Genomic DNA, 22,625 nt, shown 5'->3' with positions numbered 1-22,625 from the left:
CTACAGGGTTTTGAATGGAGAGTAACACGAATCATGAAACCAGGAGTGAACATGCCCAATCCATCGGATCAGGCCCGCCGGACGGCCCCGGAGGCGGTGTGTGACCACGCGCACGGCCCTCAGGACAAGACGCATGATCATCGCAATCATGGCCACGACCACGACCACGACCATGATCACGGCCATGCCCACGGGCAGGCGCACGATCATGGTGCTCAGGCCCGTCGTGCAGGGCATGACCATGGTCACGATCACGCACATGAGCACAGCCATGAAGCGGCGCCGGGCGGCCACTCCCATTCTCACGGCCACGACCACGGCCAAGCGCATGACGCCGTGGCGTGCTGTGGCGATCCGGCGAGCCTGATGCCGCAGGCAGTGGCCCCGGTCACGGGCGCGCCGCAGGCCCGCTTTCGCATCGACCAGATGGATTGCCCGACCGAAGAGCGCCTCATTCGCGACCAACTGGAGCGCCAGCCGGGCGTCGACGCCCTGTATTTCAACCTGCTCAAGCGCGAACTGACGGTTGTGTTCGGTGCGAAGGCGTCGGAAGCGGATGTCACGCGTCACAGCGACGTGGTGGCCGCGACGCTGCGCAAGCTCGGTATGACCCCGGTGCCGCTGACCGATGACGCGGCCAACCCCGCGCCGCCACCGCCGAGCGGCAAAGGTGACGTCGCGCGGCTGGTGGCCGGCGGCGTGCTCGCGGCGGCCAGCGAAGCGGCCGTCTGGTCGGGCGTGCCCGAGCACAGCCCGTGGGTCGGTGCCATCGTTTTGGCGGCAATAGCGTTGTGTGGTCTGCCGACGCTCAAGAAGGGCTGGATCGCGCTGCGCCATTTCACGATGAATATCCACTTCCTGATGTCGCTCGCCGTGATCGGCGCACTCGCCATCGGCCAGTGGCCCGAGGCGGCGATGGTCATCGTGCTGTTCGCCATCTCGGAGAAGCTCGAAGCCGCATCGCTCACCCGCGCGCGGCGCGCGGTCGAGGCGCTCATGCGTCTGGCCCCCGATCAGGCATCGGTGGAACAACCCGACGGCAGCTGGGCCGACCAGCCGGTGGCCGCATTGACCGTGGGCACGCGGGTGCGGGCCCGTCCGGGTGAGCGTGTTGCCATCGATGGCGTGATCGAGCAGGGGAGTTCGGCCCTGAATCAGGCGTCGATTACCGGCGAGAGCGTCCCCGTCGACAAAACGGTGGGCGACGAGGTCTTCGCGGGCAGCATCAACGAAAGTGGTCTGATCATTTACCGCACGAGCGTTGCCCCGGGCGACACCACGCTGGCGCGCATCGTACGCATCGTGGAGACGGCGCAGCAACAGCGCTCGCCGACGCAGCGATTCGTCGACAAGTTCTCGCGCATCTACACGCCGGTGGTGGTGCTCTGCGCACTGCTGGTCGCGATTGTGCCGCCGCTGGCGTTCGGCCTCGCGTGGACGCCGTGGATCTACAAGGCACTCGTGATGCTGGTGATTGCCTGTCCGTGTGCGTTGGTGATCTCGACGCCGGTAACGGTGGTCAGCGGCCTGACGGCGGCGGCGCGTGCCGGCATTCTGATCAAGGGCGGTGCGTTTCTGGAAAGCGGCCGGTTGATTCGGGCGGTGGCGCTCGACAAGACGGGCACGCTCACACGCGGCGAGCCGCATCTGACCGATGTGGTGCCGCTGGGCGATGCGTTGGGTACGTCGGAAGCGGTGGGAGCGTCGGAAGCGTCACGCAATGAAGTCCTGACGCTGGCGGCTGCGCTCGATGCGCAAACGACGCACCCGATTGCCCGCGCCGTTGTCGATGGCTATCAGGCGACCGGGCTCGGCCCGTTGCCTGCGGTGACTGACTTTGAGGCACTCCCGGGCATGGGCGTGAAAGGCCGTATCGGTCAGACGCTGTACTACTTGGGCAATCATCGCCTCATCGAGTCGCTCGGCGTCTGCAACGCGCGTGTCGAAGCCGAATTGACGCGGCTGGAAGCGCAGGCTCGCACGGCCATCGTGTTGGCGAGCGAAACACAGGCACTGGCCGTATTGGCCGTAGCCGACACGTTGCGCGAAGAAAGCCGCGAGGCGTTGGCGCAACTGGCGCAGATGGGGATCCGGACGGTAATGCTGACCGGTGACAATCGTGCGACGGCACAGGTCATCGGCGAGCAGGCCGGGGTCACCGACGTGCGGGCCGAAATGCTGCCGGAAGACAAATGGCAGGCGATCACGCAACTGCGCGCCGAGTTCGGTCACGTCGGCATGGTCGGCGACGGTATCAACGATGCGCCGGCACTGGCGGCGGCCGATGTCGGATTCGCCATGGGGCTCACCGGCACCGATAGCGCGCTGGAGACGGCCGACGTCACGTTGATGGATGACGATCTGCGCAAGTTGCCGGCGTTTCTGGCCCTTTCGCGGCGCGCAGCGACGGTCCTCAAGCAGAACATCGCGATGGCGCTCGGCATCAAGGCCGTGTTCTTCGCCTTGGCTGTCGTGGGCGCCGCGTCGCTGTGGATGGCAGTCTTTGCCGATGTGGGCGCGAGCCTGCTGGTGATTGCCAACGGCATGCGCCTGCTGCGTACGCGCACGGTCTGAACGGGCGTTAGTGCATTAGCGCATTAGCGCGTTATTGCGGTATCGGCACCGGCAGCGTGGGAAAAGTACGCGGAATTTGGTGGTGTTAGACGACGCTGACGGAGATCCCGTCAGCGTTTTTCGTTCTGTGCTCTGTGCTCTGTGCTCAGTGCTCAGTGCTTAATGCTTAGCGTTTGCGAATGCCGCGATCGAGCGTGGCTGCATCGGGCAACCGGCAAAGCACATGGGCGGCTCGGCTGGTCGCGTTCACGATGAACGTGTCGAGGCGTCCGGTGAGTACGTCGCGCTGCGCTTGCGAGAGCGGCATCGTCTCGCAGAACTGCTGTGCGACGACGGCATCGTTGAGCTGGCCAAGCAGGTTCTGCGCGGCGCGCAGCGTGTCCTGATACGGCGTGCGCATCGCTTTGCGCAACCACGGTGTCAGGGCTTCGGCGCTGTAGCGGGCTTTTTTGATCTTCACGCGCAACGCGTGCAACTGATCGGTGTCGAGCATCGCCAATTGGCGACAATCCGGAAATAACGCAACGTAACGGTGGCGAATCACGTCGCGTGCGTGCTTCGCCACGGCGCGGGGCTGCTTGCCGGGTGTGCGCGACGCGCGCCGCAATGCTTTGGCGGCGCGTACATCCGTGCCGCCATGTTCGTCGATGCCGAACGCGCGCTTTAGCGTGCGATGCAATGCTACCTGACGCTCGCTGAGCAGCGCCTCGTCGGCCTGACTGTGGGCGTCGCTGCGCAGCTTCGCGACATAGGCGTCGACCGAACCCCAGTCGAGATCGGGGTGTTCGGTACGCAGCGCCGGCAACGTCGTGCCGCTCAGCACGTCGGCATCGCGCGCCGGTCCCATGGCGTGGCTCAGCCAGTGCAATTCCTGCTTGAGCTTGCGGTGCCAGCGAGGTTTCAGCCACGGCGAGAACACATCGACGAGCGCGCGCAAACGGCGGGTAGCGATGCGCAAGTGGTGGATGGCTTCGGGAGCAATGACGTCGGCGCCATCGTGCGTGGCCGAAAGCATCGGCCATTGCGCAATCGATTCGGCCGCCAGACTGACGAGCAAATGGGGTGCCGGCATTCGGCGCATCTGTCCAATATCGAGCGGTTTGCCGATGTTGGAATCAGGCGCAGAAAGCGAGGAATTCTCGGGGGAGGCGGCGCTGGCCGCAGACGTCTCGCGTGTCATGTCACGCACCATAGCATAGGTGGCCTGGCGTTGAGCGTCGGAAAAGCTGTTGCAGAGGGGCGTACGAAGGGCGTACGAGGGGCGACGCGATTTGGAGATAGGCGGGACTACCGCGGGCGCCCGGTTCCCGAAGTGATTCGGCGCAGGACACCCGCGAGGCGCGCAGCTCACATCAATCGTGGTCCTCGCGAGAGGGTGACGTGAGACGTATCTTTTTGCTGCGAACCGGAGACGGCAGCGCGGGCAAAAAAGATAGGCCGGCACGGAGGCCGGCCTGCGCGCAACTGGTTTTACTTCTTGTTCACGGCGTCCTTGAACGCCTTACCAGCCGTGAACTTCACGGTCTTGGCAGCCGGGATCTTGATCGCTTCGCCGGTCTTCGGGTTGCGGCCGGTACGCGCAGCGCGCTTGCCCGAACCGAACGAGCCGAAGCCGATCAACTGAACCGCGTCACCCTTTGCGACTGCCTTCTTGACGGTCTCGAGCAGAGCGTCGATGGTTTCGCCGGTTTGAGCCTTGCTTGCACCCGTAACACCAGCGACGGCGTCGATCAGTTCCTGTTTGTTCATGTGTGTTTCCCTTGAGAGGTGGTGAATACCGGCGACAACTCTAACACTTTCGCCATTTGGCGAGTGTCGGTGTTGTATCCGCGCCATAAGGCACGCGGCGCGCGCCAGAATGTCGTCTTCCCGGAACATCGAAAAAACCCGATCCGAAGATCGTACCTCGCGATGATTCAAGAAGACGCCGGCACTTGCCGGGCAGCCGCATTATAGAGCCTTCGGCGGCCTGTGGGCCAGTCCTGGCAACGGTTTGCGGCGATTTTGTTGTGCAATGCCGCGTACTTTCTCGTTCTTGATGGTAAAACCCCGGTAACTGCGGTCATCTGCGGGCTTAGCGTCGCGCAATCCCTTGCTGGGCGGGCTTTGGGGGTTTCCCTAGCGTTGAGGGGCTTGCGCAGTCGGGCGACTTTTGGTTGGCGTTGGCGTACTTTTGGGCGCGTTCTGTCGTGCTGTCATCCCGATGTCATTTTCGGCGCCTAGCGTTGCGCCGCCTGCGTTCATCGCGGCTTCTGCCTCTGCTTTCATCTCCTTAAGTCGTTCGCCTCGTCTCTCGCGCCACGGGTGTTGCCCACGCGCGGGGCGCTGCGGCCTACACTTGAACACGTGATGTCATGCGCCTGCGCGCGCATCAAGGATTCGCCTTCATGTTGCTTTGCCAGATTACCGATCTTCACGTCAGCCGCCCGGGCGCGCTCGCTTGTGAGCGCGTCGACACAGCGCGCGCGCTGCGCCACGCGATTGCCGCGATCAACCGGTGGTCGCCGCGTCCCGATGCGGTGATTGCCACCGGCGATCTCGTCGATACGCCACATCTATCGGAATACGAAGTATTGCGCGAGTGTCTCGCTGAGCTGGAAATTCCGCTGTATCTCGTCGTCGGCAACCATGACCATCGTGCCGCGTTGCGCGCCACGTTCCCCGAGCATGCGTATCTCCACGGCGGCATGCAACGCGATGCCCAAGGCGCCATACAAGACACCGCTCACTCCGGCGATGATTTCGTGCAGTACCGCGTCGACCTGGGGCCGGTGACCGTACTCGCCCTCGACACGCAGTCGCCGCCCAGCGCGGGCGGCCATTTGTGCGAGGCACGGCTGGCTTGGCTCGACGCGCAGTTGCAGGCGTGCGAGGGGCGTCCGACGATCATTGCGATGCATCATCCGCCGTTCGATACCGGCATCGAATTCATGGATGGCCTCGGCCTCTCGGCGCAAGGGCGCGAGGGTTTTGCGGCCGTCGTGTCACGGTACCGTCATATCGACCGCGTGATCTGCGGCCATCTGCATCGCAGCATTCACGCAGTGGTGCAGGGCGCTCCCGGCGTCATGGCCAGCACGTGCGTTTCGACCGCGCACCAGATTTCGCTGGGACTGGCCCCCGGTGCCCCCCGATCGATCACGCTGGAGCCGCCGGGCTTCGCCATGCACCTGTGGCAACCGGGGGCCGGGGTGCGTACGCATCTGGCCTACGTAAGCCCGTACGACGGCCCGTACACCTTCGACGGTGCGTTGGTCTCCTGAGGGTTTCAGGCGCCCTGTCAGGCGGCCTGTCAGGGCGGTAGCCGCCAGCGCGAATCGCATCGGACAGCGATCAAAAAAGGGGACGATAGTAGGACTCACGATGTGTACAGTGCGGCCGTATCAACCATAAGAAGTCTGTTCAGATCAGCAGCCACGGGCTGCCCGGGGATCCAAAAATACCGTCGTCGCGCCGGTTCTGCGCGAAAGCCGTTGTCCGCCACGAGACATTGCGATGCCTGCGCGGACGCCATACCGAAGCGTTGGCGCGTGAGCCCGCAGGCCGCCCGACCCGGCTGATTCTTTTTTCCACAAGCGCCACGTGACAACCGCCACGCCCAACGACGCCGAGCCGGCACGCGATGCCCATGCATCCGCGCGCGTTCGCCGCTCGCAACCGCTCGGCAATCTCGGCGTGTGGGGCCGCTGGCTTGCCCCCGCCGTCGCGCGTCCGTTCGCCGTACTGGAAATCGTGGGTGTCATGGTGCTGGCGGTGTTCGTCGCTTGGGAATTCCGCCCTGAAGACCCGTTGCTGCGCACCGCGCAGTTCCCGTGGCTGTGGCTCGTCGCACTGGTGACGGCACTGCGTTACGGTGCCCTGGCGGGCGCGGGCAGCGGCGTCATACTCGCGCTGGCGTGGGTTCTCCTGTGCGGCCGTGCGGGCGAAGTCTTCCCGATCGGTTACTTCGCCGGTGGCATGACCGCCGTACTCGTGGCCGGCCACTTCTGCGACGTCTGGTCTTACCGCACCCGCCGCGCGCACAGCATCAATGCGTATCTGAACGACCGGCTGGTCGCGATCACCCACAACCACTATCTGCTGCGTGTCTCGCATGAACGGCTGGAGCGTGACCTGCTCGCCCGGCCTGTCACCTTGCGCGATGCCATCACGCGCTTGCGCGACCTGACCGTGCGGCGTGCGGGCGACGCGCACACGAACGGTGCGCCGCTCCCGAACGCCCAGCCGATGCTCGAGTTCGCGGCGCTCACGTGTCAGATCGAAGTGGCATCGCTGTTCCCCGTGCGTGGCGACCGCCTCGGCACGACGGCGTTAGCACGTGTCGGCGAGAGCTTCGAGCCCATCGCCGACGACCCGCTGGTTCAGCATTGCCTTCGCGAAGGCACATTGACCCACGTGCGCACCGATGACGCGGCCAGCGACGCGAGCCCTTATCTCGCGTGCGCGCCGCTGGTCGATGCCGACGGGCAACTGGTGAGCGTGCTGATCGTGCGCCGCATGCCGTTTCTCGCGCTCAATCACGACAATCTCCAGCTATTGCTGGTCCTGTTGGCGTACTACGCCGACGGTGTGGCGCAGCAGCCGCTCGTGACCGAAGTGCGTGCCTCGGTGCCCGAGGCGCCGTATGACTTCGCGTTGGAGTTGGGTCGTCTTGCGCGGCTCAAACGGGCCAGCAGCATCGAGTCGTCGCTGGTTGCGCTGGTGTTCCCGCGCGGGGCGCGCGGCGACTCATTGTTCGAACAGACCGTGCGGCAGCGCCGCGCGCTCGACGCGTTGTGGACGCTGGGCACGCCGCGCCAGCAGATCGCCATCGCATTGATGCCGATCACCGACGAGCATGGCATCGACGGCTATCTCTTGCGGGTGGAAAACCTCCTGCGCCAACAGTACGGTGTCGATTTCCAGAGCGCCCATATCGCCGTACACACCGCGCATGTCGATCCGCATGCGCCGGGAGAAGGGTTGCTGAAACTTGTCGAGCGGTGCGTCGGTCATGGCTGACGCGATGCCACGCGGCGACGGCACCCCTCGTTGGCAAAACGCCGAGCGGGGCGGGGCGGCAAACGTGCTGCGCTGGAGCCTGCTGCTCGCCGTCGCGTGCCTCGCGATAGCGGCGCAGTGGCAGGCGGCTCGGATCGTGTTGTCGTCGCCAGACATTGTCGGCAACCTGACGGTCATGACGCACCCGCTATGGCTCGTGCTGGCATGGCAAGCCGTGTCGGCTTGTTTGGCTGGCGCGTTCATCGCGCGTGCCTTGCCCCCGAGCTATCGCCACCGGCGCGGTGCCACGTGGCACGCGGCGCTGATCTGTTTCTTCCTGCCTGTTGTGGGCCTTTTCGTCCTGTTCGGCGTGATGGTCATCGGCTATCTGTTTCCGCCGCCGCGCGAGGCGCCACAATCGGTGCAGGTGGCTGCCCCGGGGTTCGTCACGCACCTTGTCGCCCGCGTGCAGCACGGCACCGGCATGCGCTTGCGCGCCCGGCTGCGCAATGTGAATGGGGAGCGTGACGACCGTGTGGCCGCGCTCGTCTCGGTGCAGGCGTTGCCGTCGCGGGTGACCAGCGAGATCGCCCGCGACCTGCTGGCCGACCCGGTCGAAGAGGTGCGCCTGCTGGCCTACGGCATCCTCGACGGACTGGAAAAACGCATCATGCAGCAGATTTTTCGCATGCGAGACCGTCACGAGGCCGCGCAAGACGAGGATGAGCGCGCGGATACGAGCCGTCGTCTGGCGCAGTTGTATTGGGAGCTGATCTATCAGAATCTGGTGCGCGGCGAAGTGCTGCGCTTCACGCTGGAGCGAGTGGAATTCTTTGCGCACGCCACGCTGGAGCAGCACGAAGACGACGCCTCGATGTGGTATCTGCTCGGCCGCTGTTCGTTGCTTCGCCAAGCGCCCGAAGCGGCGGAAATGTATCTTCGGCATGCGCAGTTCCACAGCTTCCCCAGCGAGCGGCTGTTGCCCTGGCTGGCCGAAGCGGCCTTTCAGAAGCGACGCTACGACCGCGTGACGCAGTTGCTCGGCGGGCTGGGCGGCCACGCCGCGCTGGCGGCGGTTGCACCTGCCGTGCAGCCTGCCGTGCGGTTCTGGACCCGATGATGACGCCGCCTGACGATGGAATGCGCGCGCAGGACGGCGCGTCGGCCGAGCCGGCCGGCCGAGCCTCCTTGCGAGGCGCCCCGGTGGCGGATGTCGCTTTGCTCCTCGAAGGCACGTTCCCCTACGTGCGCGGCGGGGTGTCGTCGTGGGTCGACCAGTTGATCCGGGCGTTTCCCGAGCGGACGTTCGCGGTGGTATTTATCGGCAGCCGCCGCGAGGACTACGGCACGCCGGTCTACGCGCTGCCGCCGAACGTCACACATTTCGAAGCCCATTATCTTTACGAGCCCTCGCCGCAGGGGGAGGGGGCGAGCGCCAGCCATCAAGGGGCGCTTCATACCGATGGAGACGCTGCGGCGTTTGCGCAGGTCGGCGAGATGCACGACCTGATGCGGCGTCGTGACGGGGCGGGCGTGGCGGCGGGTGGGCCGGAGACAGGCAACGACGCCTTCCGCCAGATGCTCGCCAGAATTCTGCCGATGCTCAGAGACGGCCATGAACTGGCGCAACCGCAGTTCCTGCATAGCCGTGCCGCGTGGCAGTTCATGACCGAGCGTTACGAGCGCCACTGCCTCGACCCGTCCTTTACCGATTACTTCTGGACGGTGCGCACGATGCACAAGCCGCTGTGGCAACTCGCGCGCATTGCCGACGCGATGCCGCCAGCGCGCCTGTACCACACGGTTTCCACCGGCTACGCCGGGTTGCTCGGCGCATTGCTGCGGTTCTCGACAGGCAAGCCGCTGCTGGTGACCGAACACGGCAGCTACACCAAGGAACGCAAGCTCGATCTGCTTCAAAGCGAGTGGTTGCGCGACAACCGGGGCGTGCTGGAGCGCGACATCTCGCAGGTCGGCTACTTCCAGAATCTGTGGATGCGGTTCTTCGAGACCATCGGGCGCGTGTGCTACGACGCCGCCGATGAGATCGTGGCGTTGTTCGAAGGCAACCGGCAGCGGCAACTGGCCGACGGCGCGCCCGCACACAAGACGCGCAATATTGCCAATGGCGTGGACGTGGCGCATTTTGCCGCGCTGCGTGTGCCGCGCCGTGGCGACCCGGCGGACGCCAGTGATCCCGCCGAGGCCGATCGGGCAGAGATTCCGCCGGTGGTGGCGCTGATCGGGCGCGTGGTGCCGGTCAAGGACATCAAGACGTTTTTGCGCGCCATCTTCATCGCGTATCGCCATCGCCCCGACGTGCAGGGCTGGATCATCGGACCCGAGACGGAAGACCCGGCCTACGCGCAGGAGTGCCGCGACGTGGCGGCAAGCCTTGGCATGGAGTATCAGGTGCGTTTTATGGGCTATCGGCCGGTCGAGTCGGTGCTGCCGCACATCGGCGTGCTGGCGTTGTCGTCGGTGTCGGAGGCGTTGCCGCTCGTCGTGCTCGAAGCCGCAGCAGCAGGCGTGCCGGTGGTCGCCACCGATGTGGGCGCGTGCCGCCATCTGATCGAGGGCGACAGCGGCATTGACGGCGATCCCGCGCTCGGACGTGCGGGGCGCGTGGTGCCGATTGCCGATCCGGAGGCCCTCGCGGCCGCCATCGTCGAGGTGCTGGAGCCTGACGCCTGGCACGCGGCGAGTCGCGCCGGGATGGCCCGAGTCGAGCGCCACTACACCCACGACGCCATGCGGGACGCCTATCGCGCGCTCTATCGACAACTGCTTGCCGGGGGTACCGACTGATGGCGGGCATCGGATTCGAATTGCGCCGGTTGCTGCGCAGCGACACGCTGTCCGGCACGCTGGTGGCGTATGGCTACGCGGGCATCATCAGCGCCGGGCCGCTGGTGCTGTCGATGGTGGGCATCGTGCTCGTCGGCCTGATGAGTCTGGCGAACGTGCAACCGGCGGCCGTACTGACGCAGTTTCAGGTGTCGGTGACGTATCTGATCGCCGCCAGCGTGATCGCGACCGGACTGGTGCAGCTCGCGTTCACCCGGCATCTGAGCGACCGGCTGTTTGCCGGCGAATCGCGCGCGGTCATGCCTGCGCTCAATGCCGTGGCGCTGGTCACGACGGTCGTGCTCGGCAGCGTCGGTCTGGTGCTGTCGCAGACGCTCTTCGCCGACTTGCCGCTCGCGTACCGGTGGCTGATGTGGATTGGCTTTGTGCTGCTCGGCAACTTGTGGATCGTGGTGTTGTTTCTGACCAGCGTGAAGCAGTACCGCGCGATTCTCGGCGTGTTTTGCGTGGGTTACAGCCTGAGCGTGGTGAGCGCCGTATTGCTCGGCCGCTATGGCCTGACGGGCTTGCTCGGCGGTTTCGTGATCGGTCATGCGTGTCTGCTGCTCGGGTTGGCGGCGATCGTCGTGCGCCAGTACCGGACCGATACGTGGCTGTCGTGGGACGTGTTCGCACCGAAGAGCATCTACGTGTCGCTGGTGGGCGTCGGCGTGTGTTTCGGGCTCGGTGTGTGGGTCGACAAGCTGATGTTCTGGGCGTCGCCGGCCACCGGCATGGTGATCATCGGGCCGTTGCGCGCGTCGCCGGTCTACGACCTGCCGGTCTTTCTCTCGTATCTCTGTGTGATTCCCGGCATGGCGGTGTTTCTGCTGCGCATCGAGACGGATTTTGCCGAAGCCTATACGAGCTTCTTCGACGCCGTACGGCATGGGGGCACGCTGCGCCAGATTGCGACGGCGCGCGACATGATGACCCGTGCCGTGCGCACTGGGCTCTACGAAATTCTGAAGGTGCAGGCGGTCGTGACGCTGCTGGTGTTTGCGTTCGGCGACGACATGCTGCGTCTGGTCGGCATGCCGGTGGCGTGGCAGCCGCTGTTGCGTGTGGATGTGGTGGCCGCCGGCATGCAGGTGCTGCTGCTGGGCGTGCTCAACGTGTTGTTCTATCTCGACCGCCGCCGTGACGTGCTGGTGCTCACGGTGTCGCTGGTGGTGCTCAATGGCCTGTTCACATGGGTCAGTCTGCGGCTCGGGCCCGCGTGGTACGGCTATGGTTTCGCGCTGGCGTTGTTCTGCGTGCTGGTGCTCGGCGTGGTGTGGCTGGGCCGGCGTCTGAATGCGCTCGAGTACGAAACTTATATGCGCCAGCCGATGTAAGGGCCGATTGGCGAAGCCGACAGCGGTGGAGTAATATGCGTCACCTCGCGCGCCGTGCGCGACCCCGGGCACGCCGGGCAGGCGACGCCAAGGCATTTTCATGAGCAATCAGGGCACCATTCTCGTTACCGGCGGCGCCGGCTATATCGGTTCACACACGTGTGTCGAGTTGCTGGCCGGCGGCTACGACGTCGTCATTGTCGACAACCTCTGCAACAGTCAACGCGAAGCCGTTACCCGCATCGAGCGCATTGCCGGGCGCGCGCCGGTCTTCGTGCAGGGGGACGTCTGTTCGACGGCGGTCATGGAGGACGTGTTCTCCCGCTACCGCATCGACGGTGTGATTCACTTCGCCGCGCTCAAGTCGGTCGGCGAGTCGGTCAGCCAGCCGCTGCGCTACTACCACAACAATCTCGGCAGTCTCGTGACGTTGCTCGACGTCATGGGCCGCCACAACGTGCGCGATCTGGTATTCAGCTCGTCGGCCACGGTGTACGGCAACCCGGGCTCGGTGCCGATCGACGAGACGTTCCCGCTGTCGGCGACGAACCCTTACGGTCAGACCAAGCTGATGGCCGAGCAGATACTGGCCGACACGGTCGTGGCCGATCCGCGCTGGCGCGTGGCGGTATTGCGTTACTTCAACCCCGTCGGCGCGCATGAGAGCGGTCTGCTGGGCGAAGATCCGGCGGGCGTGCCGAGCAATCTCATGCCGTTCGTGGCGCAGGTGGCCGTGGGCAAACTGCCGCGTCTGAAGGTGTTTGGCGGCGATTGGCCGACCCCCGACGGTACCGGCGTGCGCGACTATCTGCATGTGGTCGATCTGGCGCGGGGGCATCTGTGCGCGCTGGCGGGACTGCGCGGGCGCGAGACGGGTTTCACCGTCAATCTGGGCACGGGGGAAGGGCAAAGCGTGCTCGACGTCGTACGTGCCTTTGAAGCCGCGAGCGGCCGCGACGTGCCTTACGACATCGTGGCCCGGCGGCCCGGCGACATCGCCACGTGCTATGCCAACCCGGCCAAAGCGCAGGCGCTGCTGGGCTGGCGCGCCGAGTACGATCTGGCGCGCATGTGCGCCGATCACTGGCGCTGGCAGCGCCAGAATCCTGACGGATATCAATAATCGGCCCAAAAATTGTCCCAATAACCCCGCTTAAGCGCAGGGGACAAATGAAAGCCATTCCCAATTAAGGTAAAATAGTCGGGTTTTCCCGCCCTCGACCGATAGTGCGTGCATTGCACGCCGCCGTCCGGGCTACGGGGCCATTACCGCATTATCGACCGCCAATATGAGTACACAGAATCAACAGACCGTGCTGGAAGTCCACCACTGGACTGACACGCTGTTCAGCTTCAAGACCACGCGCGACGCTTCGTTCCGTTATGTCAATGGCCAGTTCACGATGATTGGCCTGGAAGTCGAGGGCAAGCCGCTGCTGCGCGCCTACAGCATGGCGAGCGCCAATTACGAGGAAGAGCTTGAATTCCTGAGCATCAAGGTGCAGGACGGTCCGCTGACCTCGCGTCTGCAACACTTGAAGCCGGGCGACAAGGTGATCGTGGGCCGCAAGCCGACGGGCACCCTGATCAACGACAACCTGCTCCCGGGCAAGAACCTGTACCTGCTCTCGACGGGCACGGGCCTCGCGCCGTTCATGAGCATCATCCGCGATCCGGAAGTGTATGACCGCTACGAGCACATCATTCTCGTGCACGGTTGCCGCTTCACGAGCGAACTCGCTTACCGTGACCTGATCACCGAGCATCTGCCGGAACACGAGTACCTCGGCGAGTACGTGCGCGACAAGCTGATCTACTACCCGACGGTGACGCGTGAAGAGTTCGAGAACCAGGGCCGTATTACGGAACTGGTCGAGTCGGGCAAGATGTTCCAGGACATCGGCCTGCCGGAATTCACGCCGGAAAACGATCGCGTCATGCTGTGCGGCAGCCCGGCCATGCTCAAGGACACCCGTGAGCTGCTGGAAAAGCGTGGTTTCGTCGAAGGTCACAACCACGCGCCGGGGCATTACCTCGTTGAGCGTGCGTTTGTTGGCTAAGTTGGCCCGCTAAGTTAGCTGGCTAATTTCGTCGGCTAAGTTCGTCGACCAAGACACCAGCAGCCCAGCACGACAGCACAACGCAAAACCCCACGACTTTCGGGTCGTGGGGTTTTGTCGTTTCCGACGCGGTGCCGCTTAGAACTGAATCGTCGCGTTGGCCACGAACGTACGGGTGGCACCGAGGAACAGGAAGCCGCCCCACGCTTCGGTCCAGTACTTGCGATCGAACAGGTTGTTGATACCGGCGCGGAACACGACATCCTTGCCGCTGATGCGCGTCTGGTACTTCGCGCTCAGGTCGAACGTGGTGTAGCCCGGAATGAACTGCGTGTTGGCCGCATCGACCGCCATGCCGCCGACATACTTGCCGCCGAACGCCACCGTCAACTCACGAAGGTACGACGGGTTGTACTCGATACGGCCCGTGCCGATCACCTTGGCGGCACCGTAGACGCGCTTGCCTGCGACGCTCGGGTCGTCGATGTCGACCGCCTTCGAGTTCATCAGCAACACACCGCCCATCACGCGCCACTCGTCGAGCGGCTTGACCCAGCCGCTGGCATCGAGCCCTTGAAAGCGCATGATGCCGTTCTGCACGAGATTGTTGTTCGAATCGCCATACGAATAGCCGCGACGCATCTGGAACAGCGCGATGTTGGCGCCCCAGTTGCGGTTATCCGTCTTGAAGCCGACTTCCCACTGCTTGCTCTTGAGTGGACCGTACGTCGTGCCCGAGTTGGCGAAGCGGTTGTCGGCCGACGCGCCTTCTTCCAGCGATTCGACGTAGCTCACATAAGCGGTCGAGTTCGCGTCCGTCTTGTACATCAACGCGATGGTCGGCGAGACCGGGTTGGCCGAGTAGTTCGCCGACTGCGTGCCGTTGATGTTGTAGCTCCAGTCGTGATACTGCGTGTAGCGCGCGCCAAGCAGTACGGACAGGCGCGAGGTCACATGAACCGTGTCGCTGGCGTAGATCGCGGCCTGCGTGATGCGGCCGGCGCGATACAGATCGGCCGAAATACCGGCAGCCGAGTTGCTCAAGAGGGTCGGTGAGAACAGATTGCCGTTGCCGAGGTTGTAGCCGTTTTGCCAGCCTTCGCCCGCGTCATAGTCCTTCCACTGGTTCATGTAGCTCGCGCCCACGACCAGATCGTGCTTCACGCCCCACGTATCGGCCTTGCCTTGCAGCATCGCATCGTAGTTCTGGTAGTAGTAGCGCGTCAGGGCGGCATACAGCGTGTTGGTGTAGTTGCCGGCGTTGTCGTTGACCGCAATGAAGCTGTCGAAGTTGTAGCGGTTTTCCTTGGCGAAGCGGAATTTCACGCTGGCACGCCAATCGTCCGAGATGCGGTAGTCGAGACCCGTGCCCACCGACAGGAATTCGGTTTCATACCAGTTCTGCGGCTGCGACAGATCCTTGACGCTTTTGGCCGACGGAATCTGCGTCACGCCATAGAAGCCCAGACCGAAAATCGTGCCCGTCGACTTGCGGTCCTGATACATCACGTCGGCCGACCACGTCAAGTCCGGTGTGATGCGCCAGTCCAGCGCCAGCGATGCACCCTTGCGGCGAATATGCTGATGCGCCTCCGACGAATTGCCTTCCTCGTTGACCAGATTCACGCGGTAGCCGAACTGATTGTCCGGGCCAAAGCGGCCGCCCACGTCGAGCTTTTCCGCCCAGATGTTGGCCGACGTGTAACCGATGGTCGCCGAGCGATACGGGTCATCGGTCGGACGCTTCATCACGTAGTTCAGCATGCCGCCCGGGGTGGCAAAGCCGTACATGAAGCCGCCGGCCCCCTTGAGCAGTTCGACTTTCTCGAACGGCTCCATCGCGAGGTCGGCGTCCCACACCGGGAAACTCTGACCGTCGACCTTGATGCCGTTGAGCATGTCGATCGCCAGACCGCGCACGCTGAAGACCGCGTTTTCACCGGTCGCGCTGCTGATGACCGGCGCGACCGACGGGTCGTACTTGAACACGTCGTTGATCGACGTCGCCATCAGGTCCTGCGCTTGCTCGTTGGTCACCGTCGTGGTCGAGAAGGGCGTATCGACCGCCTTGCGAGTGCCGAGTGCCCCCGATGTCACGTTCTTCACGGCAAGCGGATCGAAGTCGTTGCTTCGATCGCCCGTGACCGTTGTCGTCGTCAACTGCGCCGTGGGCTGTGCCGGTGTGCTCGACGACGCGGCGGCCGCGTCGGTGCCGGCCGGCGTGCTTTGTGCATGTGCCTGCGTGGCGGTCACCGTGGCCAGCGCGGCGTAAGTCGCGATGAGCGCGAACGTGGCGCGGGCAATCGGCGAGGCGAGACGCGAAGTTTCGGGGCGAGCGGGGGCGCGCGCCGTGACGGAGCGGAGTTGCGGCATTCGGGTAAATCTCCCTGAGTGAGTAGGTGTCTTGTGTGCTGGGTCGATGGCGTCAGCGCGCCAAATCTTGTATTCCCCGGCGATGCCAGCGAGGGTGTCGCCGGGGCGTGCTGCTAAACCGTCGTACGCGTGGCGCCGCCGGCTTCCGGCGTGCCCCCCGCCGGCGCGGGCCGTGCCCACACACTGTTCGGGTCGCCACGACGCGCACGACGCCAGGTCGCACGCGCAAAGAGGAAGAACGCGATGGCGCAAACGATCGCCACGAGATCGACACCGGCCAACACCCAGTCGCCGCGCGCGATCGAGCGCAGCGCGTTGTCCGGCGTGACAAGCGCGTCAATGACCGGAATCGCGAGACACGCGAGGGCAGTGGCGGCGAGCAGCCCTGTAGCGGCAATCGCGGGGGCCGTCAAAGCGGCAAAGATCAGCGACACGATGACCGTGGCGACAAAGACCGACAGCGCCGCGGTGCCTTGCGAGAGCAACGCACCCGAGAACGCGACGGCAAGGCCGAGGCAGGTGCCGAGGAATACGCCTGCGGTCGCCTTGGCCATCCAGCGCAGGTTGGCCGGTTGAATGGCCGAGTTGCGCTTGCGGCGCGACTCCAGCCACAGCAGATTGCCGCTGTAGACGAGCACAGCGCCCATCAGGCCGAGCACGAAGTAGACCCAGCGCATACCGATGCCGGCGAAATTACCGAAGTGCGCGCCGTAAATCATGCTCAATACCGCGTGGTTCGCGTCACGTACGCCCGGGCTGTGCTGACCGATGATGGCACCGTCGTTCAGGCGTACGGCGACCGCTGCGAACACCCCGAGCGAATCGCCGGCTTCACCATAGACTTCCGCCACCGCATCGGGTTTGCCGTAACCGGTCCACGACACGGCAGTGGCTTCCACATCCGGCGCGGCGTGCTCGGCGCGAGCGAGGATTGCAGCCAGATCGAGCGGCTTGCCGTCGACCGGGGCAATCTTTGCCGGCACTGCGCCCATCACCTGCGGAATCTGCGCCATCAGTTTGTTTTCGAACGTGATGACGTTGAACGCCATCATCAACGGCACGCTCAGGCACAGCAGCGCGCCGGTCAGTGCAAAGACGATGTGAAACGGCAGGCTCAGCACGCCGATGGCGTTGTGGGCGTCTTGCCAGAACCGCTTGAGATTGCGTCCCGGGCGCAGCGCGAAGATGTCGCGCGTCACGCGCGGCAAATGCACGATCACGCCCGAGATCAGCGCCATGCCATAGAACAGCGACACGATGCCCATCAGATACAGGCCGTACGTCGGGATCGCGAGCGAGTAATGCAGCGCGTTGATCGTTGCCGACAGACCGGGACGGGCATTGCCGACGATGAGCGACGGATCGGCACCACTGCCGGATTCGCGCAGCCGTGCCTGCATCCACTCGCCGTCGGTGCCTTGCCAGTAGGCGAACGGCGTCGGCGAATGGTTAGGCAGCACCACGCCCATTTGCTCGCGGGCGGCCGGATACTGCGCGCGCACCAGATCGGCGAGCTTTTCGGTCTGGGCGAGCGTGAGCGGCGCATGGCGCGTGGCCGGTTGCTCCCAGCGCTCGATTTCATGTTGGAAAACAGTCAGGGCACCGCCGAGCATGGCGATGAACAGCGCGAAGCCGGCGACGATGCCGGCCCACGTATGGACGCTCAGATATTGACGCAGCGTTTGGGCACGCATCGGACGATCCTTACCAGACAGCGCGCGCCAGCCACAGCGCGACCCAGGCGACGACAGTGGTGGCGCCGAGGCCGATCCATGCACGCGTGGCGGTTCGGCTCGCATAGACCACAGCGAACAGGCCGAGCCACACGAGCGGGAAGAGGGTGATGACGGGGATGACGGCGGTGTGCCAGCCGGCCGGCGTCATGTACGCCATGGCACCGCACAGCGCCATGGCGGCGAAGAAGCCGAGCACGAGACCCGCAAAGGTTCTACTCCACATGGGCATCTCCGCGCAGCCAGTGCCATCCGCCAGCGGCATAGGGCCAGAACAGCAGGCCGAAACACAGCGACATGAAGGCGGCAGCAATGCCGGCCGACGCCCCGGCGGCCGCGAGCCAGCACACGAGGCTGGCGACGGCGGCCACGAGCGAGAGCGCGCGGGCGGGTTGAGGGTTCAGGCGCTGCGTGCGCAGGCGCTGATGCTCCGACGTCAGGTAGCAGGCGCCGCCTGCAAACCAGGCCAGCGCGATAGCCAATGCAATCAACATGCTGAGGAATCGATGAGAAACGAGGCGGCACAAGCAAAAACGCCGCCCTCGGGCGACGTCGCTGCGATGCGGGCTAATGAAAGCCGGCGCAATTCAAAGGCTAACGGATTGCACACCAGATGCAAACGTTAACGAAAACGATTCGCATTTATATCATGTTTCGGATAAATCCTGAAACATTGCAAAACATGGCAAGGGAATCACGAAGCCCGGTCGTGGCTTGGCGGCAACGGCGTGCAGCACGCCGTTGCCAAGCCTGCGGATTTGTGCGAGATCGCGACCCCGCGATCAGTGACCAGCGATGGCCTTGCTGGCCGGTAACGGACCGCCGAACTGACGCAGGGCGGCGTGCAGGTAAGGCACTTGCGGACCGGCGGTCGGTTGCGCGGCATTAATCTCGGGCAGCAGGTGCCACGGCGCGGTCGGATAAAGATGATGCACGCGATGCAGATTCGCATTGAGCAGCAATGCGCGACCGAAGGCGGGTGCGTGGAAATTGCGTGCGCGGGCGGGTTCGTCCATCTCGACGCCGTAATGCGGCAGGTTGTCCGCAATCGACAGCCAGATGCCTCGCGCGGCAAATGCAGCAACGAACACCGGCCACCACGGGCCGTACGCCCAGATCGCCAGCGCCAGTGCGGCCAGCGTCATGACGAAATCGCGCTGAATCCGGCGGCGGCGCACCGGGTCGCTGCCGAACATCACCACGCGGCGGCGCACATCCTCGTCCTGCGCGTCGGTGCCGAGCGCATTGGCTGCCAGCGCTGGCAGACGGCGCGGCGGAATCCATGCAATGACCGGCGCGAAGATTTCGGCGAGCCACATGCCGCCGAGCAGCCGCGATTGATAGCCGAACCACGCCCGCAGTCGCGCCAGCCGCGGCGCGCTATCGGCAAGGGTGGAGATGTCCGGGCGGTCAAACGGCTGCCGCGTGAAGCGGTGATGCAGCAAGTGACCGAAGCGCATGATCTCGAACGGCAGGCCCAGCAGCACCGACAACAGGCGGCCGGTGCGTTCGTTATCGCGCGGCTTGAGCCGCAACTGGCCATGAATCGATTCGTGAATCAGCCCCCAGTGCATGGGGGTGAGCAGCAGCACGGGCAGGAGCGTGAACGCTGCTGTCGCGCCCCAATGACGCAGCGCCAAGCCGAGCCCGAACCACTGCCAGAGCCCCGCAAGCCCTGTCAGGGCGATCAGCCACGGATTCCAGCGCGAGGGGCGCGCGTGGCGCCACAGGGCTGGCGATGCAAGAGAAGAAAGCGATGAGTCGGTGTCGGTCTGCGCCGGGTGTGCGACGACATGCTCCATAAGGTCTCCGTGACATGGGGTGCCATTTCGAGCGTCAGAGCGCGATCTTACCCAATCCGTACGCAACCAGCCCGGCACCGTGGCGACAAGAGTGTATGTCGTCCGTCAGGTCGGGAATATGTCAGTCGCGTGGCAATGTCATCTCAGTGCCTTACCGGAGTGACAGTGCAGCGCCTAAGTAGCGCCTAAGTAGCGCCTTGCCGCATTTGCGATGTCCTATCGCTGCCTTACACGAGGCTGTCGTACTGCGCGAGTCCGGTGTCGGTGAGGCGGGCGAGCCGCAGCCCGCGCTCGCCGTCTTCCACTTCGACCCAGCCCGCCTCGCCCAGCACGCCGAGATAGCGCAGCAGGTCGCTCATTGGCAGGGCGCTGCGCTTTGCCAGCCGTGCCAGCGACAGCGCATCGCGCCCTTCATGGCGGCCTTGTGCGAGCGTGAAGAGCAGCCGCGCCAGATCCTGCTCGGCCTGCGAGATATCGCCAGTGGTCGAGGGAGAGGGTGGCGGGCTGCCGGCGGCGCCATCAGGCATGGCGGCGCTCCATCAACACCGGAATCGACTTGGACGTCGGGGTGCCCGCACCGTCGGCGGTGGCGTCCAGCGGTACGAGGCCGTTGGTTTCCGGGTAATAGGCGGCGATGCTGCCGCGCGGAATGTCGTAGGCCACGAGCAGGAAGTCGTCGGCGCGGCGTGCAATGCCGTCGTTCCACACGCCGACCAGATCGATGCGCTCGCCTGCGCGCAAACCCAGCGCGTCGAGGTCTTCCTCATTCGCGAACACGACGCGACGTTGCCCGAACACGCCGCGATAGCGATCATTCAGGCCGTAGATCGTGGTGTTGTATTGATCATGCGAGCGAATGGTCGCGAGTTGCAGCACTTCAGCGCCGCGCTCACCGGCCTGACGGCGCGCCGTGTCGATGGGCAATTCGTGCGGCAGCGGGTGCGTTGTGAAATTGGCGCGGCCCGTGGCCGTCAGCCAGCGGCGCTCGGCGGGCGGCACGTCCAGACGGAAGCCACCCGGATGGCGCACGCGGCGATTGAAGCCTTCGAAGTCGTCGAACGTCGCCGCAATCGCGTCGCGAATGCGGTCGTAGTCTTCGATATACCAGTGCCAGTCGTCGTGGCCGGCGAGGGCGCGGCCCATCGTGGCCTGCGCGATGCCTGCGACGACGGCCGGCTCCGAGCGCAGATGTTCCGACGCCGGGGCGTTGATGCCATACGAGAGGTGCACCATGCTCATCGAGTCTTCGACGGTCACGCCCTGCACAGCACCGGCCTGCATGTCGATTTCCGTGCGGCCGAGGCAGGGCAGGATGAGCGCGTCGCGCCCATGCACGAGATGGCTGCGGTTGAGCTTCGTCGCCACGTGCACGGTCAGGTCGCACTGACGCAGACCTTCCCACGTGCGCGGCGTGTCGGGCGTGGCCATGGCGAAGTTGCCGCCCATGCCGATGAAGACCTTGATGCGGCCTTCAAGCATTGCGGAAATCGTGTCCACGACGCCAAGCCCTTCGCGGCGCGGCGGGGTGAAGTCGAACACCTGACCCAGCCGGTCGAGAAACGCCTCGCTGGGCTTCTCGTTGATGCCCACGGTGCGGTCGCCCTGCACGTTGCTGTGGCCGCGTACGGGGCACAGACCGGCGCCGGGGCGGCCGATGTTGCCGCGCAGGAGCATCAGGTTGGTGATCATCTGAATGGTCGCCACGGCCTGCTTGTGTTGCGTGATGCCCATGCCCCACGTGGCGATCACACGCTCGCCGCGCAGATAGACGTCGGCAATCTGCCACATCTGCGCCTGCGAGACGCCCGCGGCACGCTCCAGATCGTCCCAGCGCTCGGCACGCACGTCGGCGGCAAAGTCATCGAAGCCGTGGGTGTGTTCGGCAATGAATGCGTCGTCGAGCAGTGGCGCGTCGCCGTTGGCGCGGGCCTCGGCATCGCGTTCCAGCACATGCTTGATCACGCCTTTGACGAATGCGAAATCGCCACCGCTCGCGGGCGTGATGTAGTGGCCGCTGATCGCCGTGCCGCCCATGCTGAGCATCTCGGCGGCGCTTTGCGGATCGGCAAAACGCTCCAGACCGCGCTCGTGCAGCAGATTGATCGAGACGATAGTGGCGCCGCGACGGGCTGCTTCGCGCAGTTCGCCGAGCATGCGCGGGTGGTTGGTGCCCGGGTTCTGCCCGAACAGCAGCAGCGTGTCGGCGTGCTCGAAGTCTTCCAGCGTCACGGTGCCCTTGCCGATGCCGACGACCGGTGGCAGGCCCACGCTCGTGGGCTCGTGGCACATGTTCGAGCAATCGGGGAAATTGTTCGTGCCGTACTGGCGCACGAAGAGCTGATACAGGAAGGCGGCCTCATTGCTCGTGCGGCCCGAGGTATAGAACGCCGCCTGATCAGCATCGGGCAGGGCGCGCAAGTGTTCGCCGATGAGCGCGAAGGCGGCGTCCCACTCGATCGGCACATACCGGTCGGTGGCGGCATCGAAGCGCATCGGGTGCGTGAGGCGCCCATACCCTTCGAGCGTGTAGTCGTCGAGCGACAGCAGGTCGGTGACCGTGTGTTCTGCGAAGAAGGCGGGCGTCACGCGGCGTTTGGTGGCCTCGGCGGCGACGGCCTTGGCGCCGTTCTCGCAAAACTCGAACGTCGACGCATGCTCGCGGTCCGGCCACGCGCAGCCCGGGCAGTCAAAGCCGCTGGGCTGGTTGGCGCTCAGCAGCGTGCGTGCGCCCTTGAGCGGGATGCCTTGCGAGACGAGCTGGATGGCAACGTTCTTGAGGGCGCCCCAGCCGCCGGCGGGGCGCGTGTAGTTGGCGATCTTCGGAGTGGTCATGTTGCAGTGCGCTGTGCGCGTGATTCAGGGGGGAATTCGAGCGCGTTAAATAGGCAAATAAATGCATAAATAAACGTCGAATCGTCA

At 64.8% G+C, this 22,625-nt stretch carries 18 protein-coding genes; 9 read left to right on the top strand and 9 right to left on the bottom strand.

What is annotated here, in order from left to right:
• Window positions 1–133 precede the first annotated feature (133 nt).
• Window positions 134–367, top strand: a complete 234-nt coding sequence (locus CDV44_RS28080) for a hypothetical protein (protein ID WP_170936022.1) — start codon at window positions 134–136, stop codon at window positions 365–367.
• Window positions 367–2,574: a cation-translocating P-type ATPase gene (locus CDV44_RS16835; protein ID WP_170936021.1), complete on the top strand. Its 2,208-nt coding sequence runs from the start codon at window positions 367–369 to the stop codon at window positions 2,572–2,574. The genes CDV44_RS28080 and CDV44_RS16835 overlap by 1 nt, the downstream gene beginning before the upstream one ends.
• Window positions 2,575–2,740: 166 nt before the next feature.
• On the opposite strand, the gene CDV44_RS16830 is transcribed toward CDV44_RS16835, so the two are convergent.
• Window positions 2,741–3,754 carry a CHAD domain-containing protein gene (locus tag CDV44_RS16830; RefSeq protein ID WP_170936020.1) on the bottom strand — a complete coding sequence of 338 codons (1,014 nt, stop codon included), beginning with the start codon at window positions 3,752–3,754 and terminating at the stop codon, window positions 2,741–2,743.
• 290 nt (window positions 3,755–4,044) lie between these two features.
• Window positions 4,045–4,323, bottom strand: coding sequence for an HU family DNA-binding protein (locus CDV44_RS16825; protein ID WP_058378908.1), 279 nt, complete (start codon window positions 4,321–4,323; stop codon window positions 4,045–4,047).
• A gap of 638 nt (window positions 4,324–4,961) precedes the next feature.
• Here CDV44_RS16825 and CDV44_RS16820 point away from each other — a divergent pair.
• The 7 genes from CDV44_RS16820 (at window position 4,962) to CDV44_RS16790 (ending at window position 13,798) form a co-directional block, all read left to right on the top strand.
• Window positions 4,962–5,837, top strand: a complete 876-nt coding sequence (locus CDV44_RS16820; RefSeq protein ID WP_087689126.1) for a phosphodiesterase — start codon at window positions 4,962–4,964, stop codon at window positions 5,835–5,837.
• Window positions 5,838–6,156: 319 nt separating this feature from the next.
• Window positions 6,157–7,575 (top strand): PelD GGDEF domain-containing protein, encoded by a 1,419-nt coding sequence (locus tag CDV44_RS16815; protein WP_087689049.1) that lies wholly within the window; start codon window positions 6,157–6,159, stop codon window positions 7,573–7,575.
• Window positions 7,568–8,674, top strand: a complete 1,107-nt coding sequence (locus CDV44_RS16810; protein ID WP_087689048.1) for a lipopolysaccharide N-acetylglucosaminyl transferase — start codon at window positions 7,568–7,570, stop codon at window positions 8,672–8,674. Before CDV44_RS16815 ends, CDV44_RS16810 begins: the two co-directional genes overlap by 8 nt.
• A 20-nt stretch (window positions 8,675–8,694) precedes the next feature.
• Entirely contained in the window at window positions 8,695–10,362 is a 1,668-nt protein-coding gene (gene pelF / locus CDV44_RS16805) for a GT4 family glycosyltransferase PelF (RefSeq protein WP_087689125.1), read from the top strand.
• Complete coding sequence (gene pelG / locus CDV44_RS16800) at window positions 10,362–11,738, top strand: exopolysaccharide Pel transporter PelG (RefSeq protein ID WP_087689047.1); 1,377 nt, start codon at window positions 10,362–10,364, stop codon at window positions 11,736–11,738. Before pelF ends, pelG begins: the two co-directional genes overlap by 1 nt.
• Window positions 11,739–11,838: 100 nt before the next feature.
• Window positions 11,839–12,861 carry a UDP-glucose 4-epimerase GalE gene (gene galE, locus CDV44_RS16795; protein WP_087689046.1) on the top strand — a complete coding sequence of 341 codons (1,023 nt, stop codon included), beginning with the start codon at window positions 11,839–11,841 and terminating at the stop codon, window positions 12,859–12,861.
• A gap of 166 nt (window positions 12,862–13,027) precedes the next feature.
• The gene (locus CDV44_RS16790) at window positions 13,028–13,798 is read left to right on the top strand and encodes a ferredoxin--NADP reductase (protein ID WP_087689045.1); all 771 of its coding nucleotides are present in this window, start codon (window positions 13,028–13,030) and stop codon (window positions 13,796–13,798) included.
• A 138-nt stretch (window positions 13,799–13,936) separates the two neighbouring features.
• On the opposite strand, the gene CDV44_RS16785 is transcribed toward CDV44_RS16790, so the two are convergent.
• From CDV44_RS16785 to CDV44_RS16755, 7 genes are all read right to left on the bottom strand, one after another.
• Window positions 13,937–16,171 (bottom strand): TonB-dependent siderophore receptor, encoded by a 2,235-nt coding sequence (locus CDV44_RS16785; RefSeq protein ID WP_087689044.1) that lies wholly within the window; start codon window positions 16,169–16,171, stop codon window positions 13,937–13,939.
• Between the two features lie 113 nt (window positions 16,172–16,284).
• Entirely contained in the window at window positions 16,285–17,865 is a 1,581-nt protein-coding gene (locus CDV44_RS16780; protein ID WP_170936019.1) for a PepSY domain-containing protein, read from the bottom strand.
• 10 nt (window positions 17,866–17,875) lie between these two features.
• Window positions 17,876–18,130, bottom strand: a complete 255-nt coding sequence (locus CDV44_RS16775; protein WP_087689042.1) for a hypothetical protein — start codon at window positions 18,128–18,130, stop codon at window positions 17,876–17,878.
• On the bottom strand, window positions 18,120–18,398 hold the full coding sequence (locus CDV44_RS16770) for a hypothetical protein (protein WP_087689041.1): 279 nt from the start codon (window positions 18,396–18,398) through the stop codon (window positions 18,120–18,122). The genes CDV44_RS16775 and CDV44_RS16770 overlap by 11 nt, the downstream gene beginning before the upstream one ends.
• Before the next feature lie 288 nt (window positions 18,399–18,686).
• Window positions 18,687–19,706, bottom strand: coding sequence for a fatty acid desaturase (locus tag CDV44_RS16765; protein ID WP_087689040.1), 1,020 nt, complete (start codon window positions 19,704–19,706; stop codon window positions 18,687–18,689).
• 227 nt (window positions 19,707–19,933) lie between these two features.
• On the bottom strand, window positions 19,934–20,233 hold the full coding sequence (locus CDV44_RS16760; protein WP_087689039.1) for a helix-turn-helix domain-containing protein: 300 nt from the start codon (window positions 20,231–20,233) through the stop codon (window positions 19,934–19,936).
• Window positions 20,226–22,538 (bottom strand): FdhF/YdeP family oxidoreductase, encoded by a 2,313-nt coding sequence (locus tag CDV44_RS16755; protein WP_087689038.1) that lies wholly within the window; start codon window positions 22,536–22,538, stop codon window positions 20,226–20,228. The genes CDV44_RS16760 and CDV44_RS16755 overlap by 8 nt, the downstream gene beginning before the upstream one ends.
• Window positions 22,539–22,625 lie beyond the last annotated feature (87 nt).

Source organism: Pandoraea sp. PE-S2R-1 (assembly GCF_002179865.1).
GTDB lineage: Bacteria > Pseudomonadota > Gammaproteobacteria > Burkholderiales > Burkholderiaceae > Pandoraea.
This window is presented reverse-complemented; position numbering and strand designations above follow the sequence as displayed.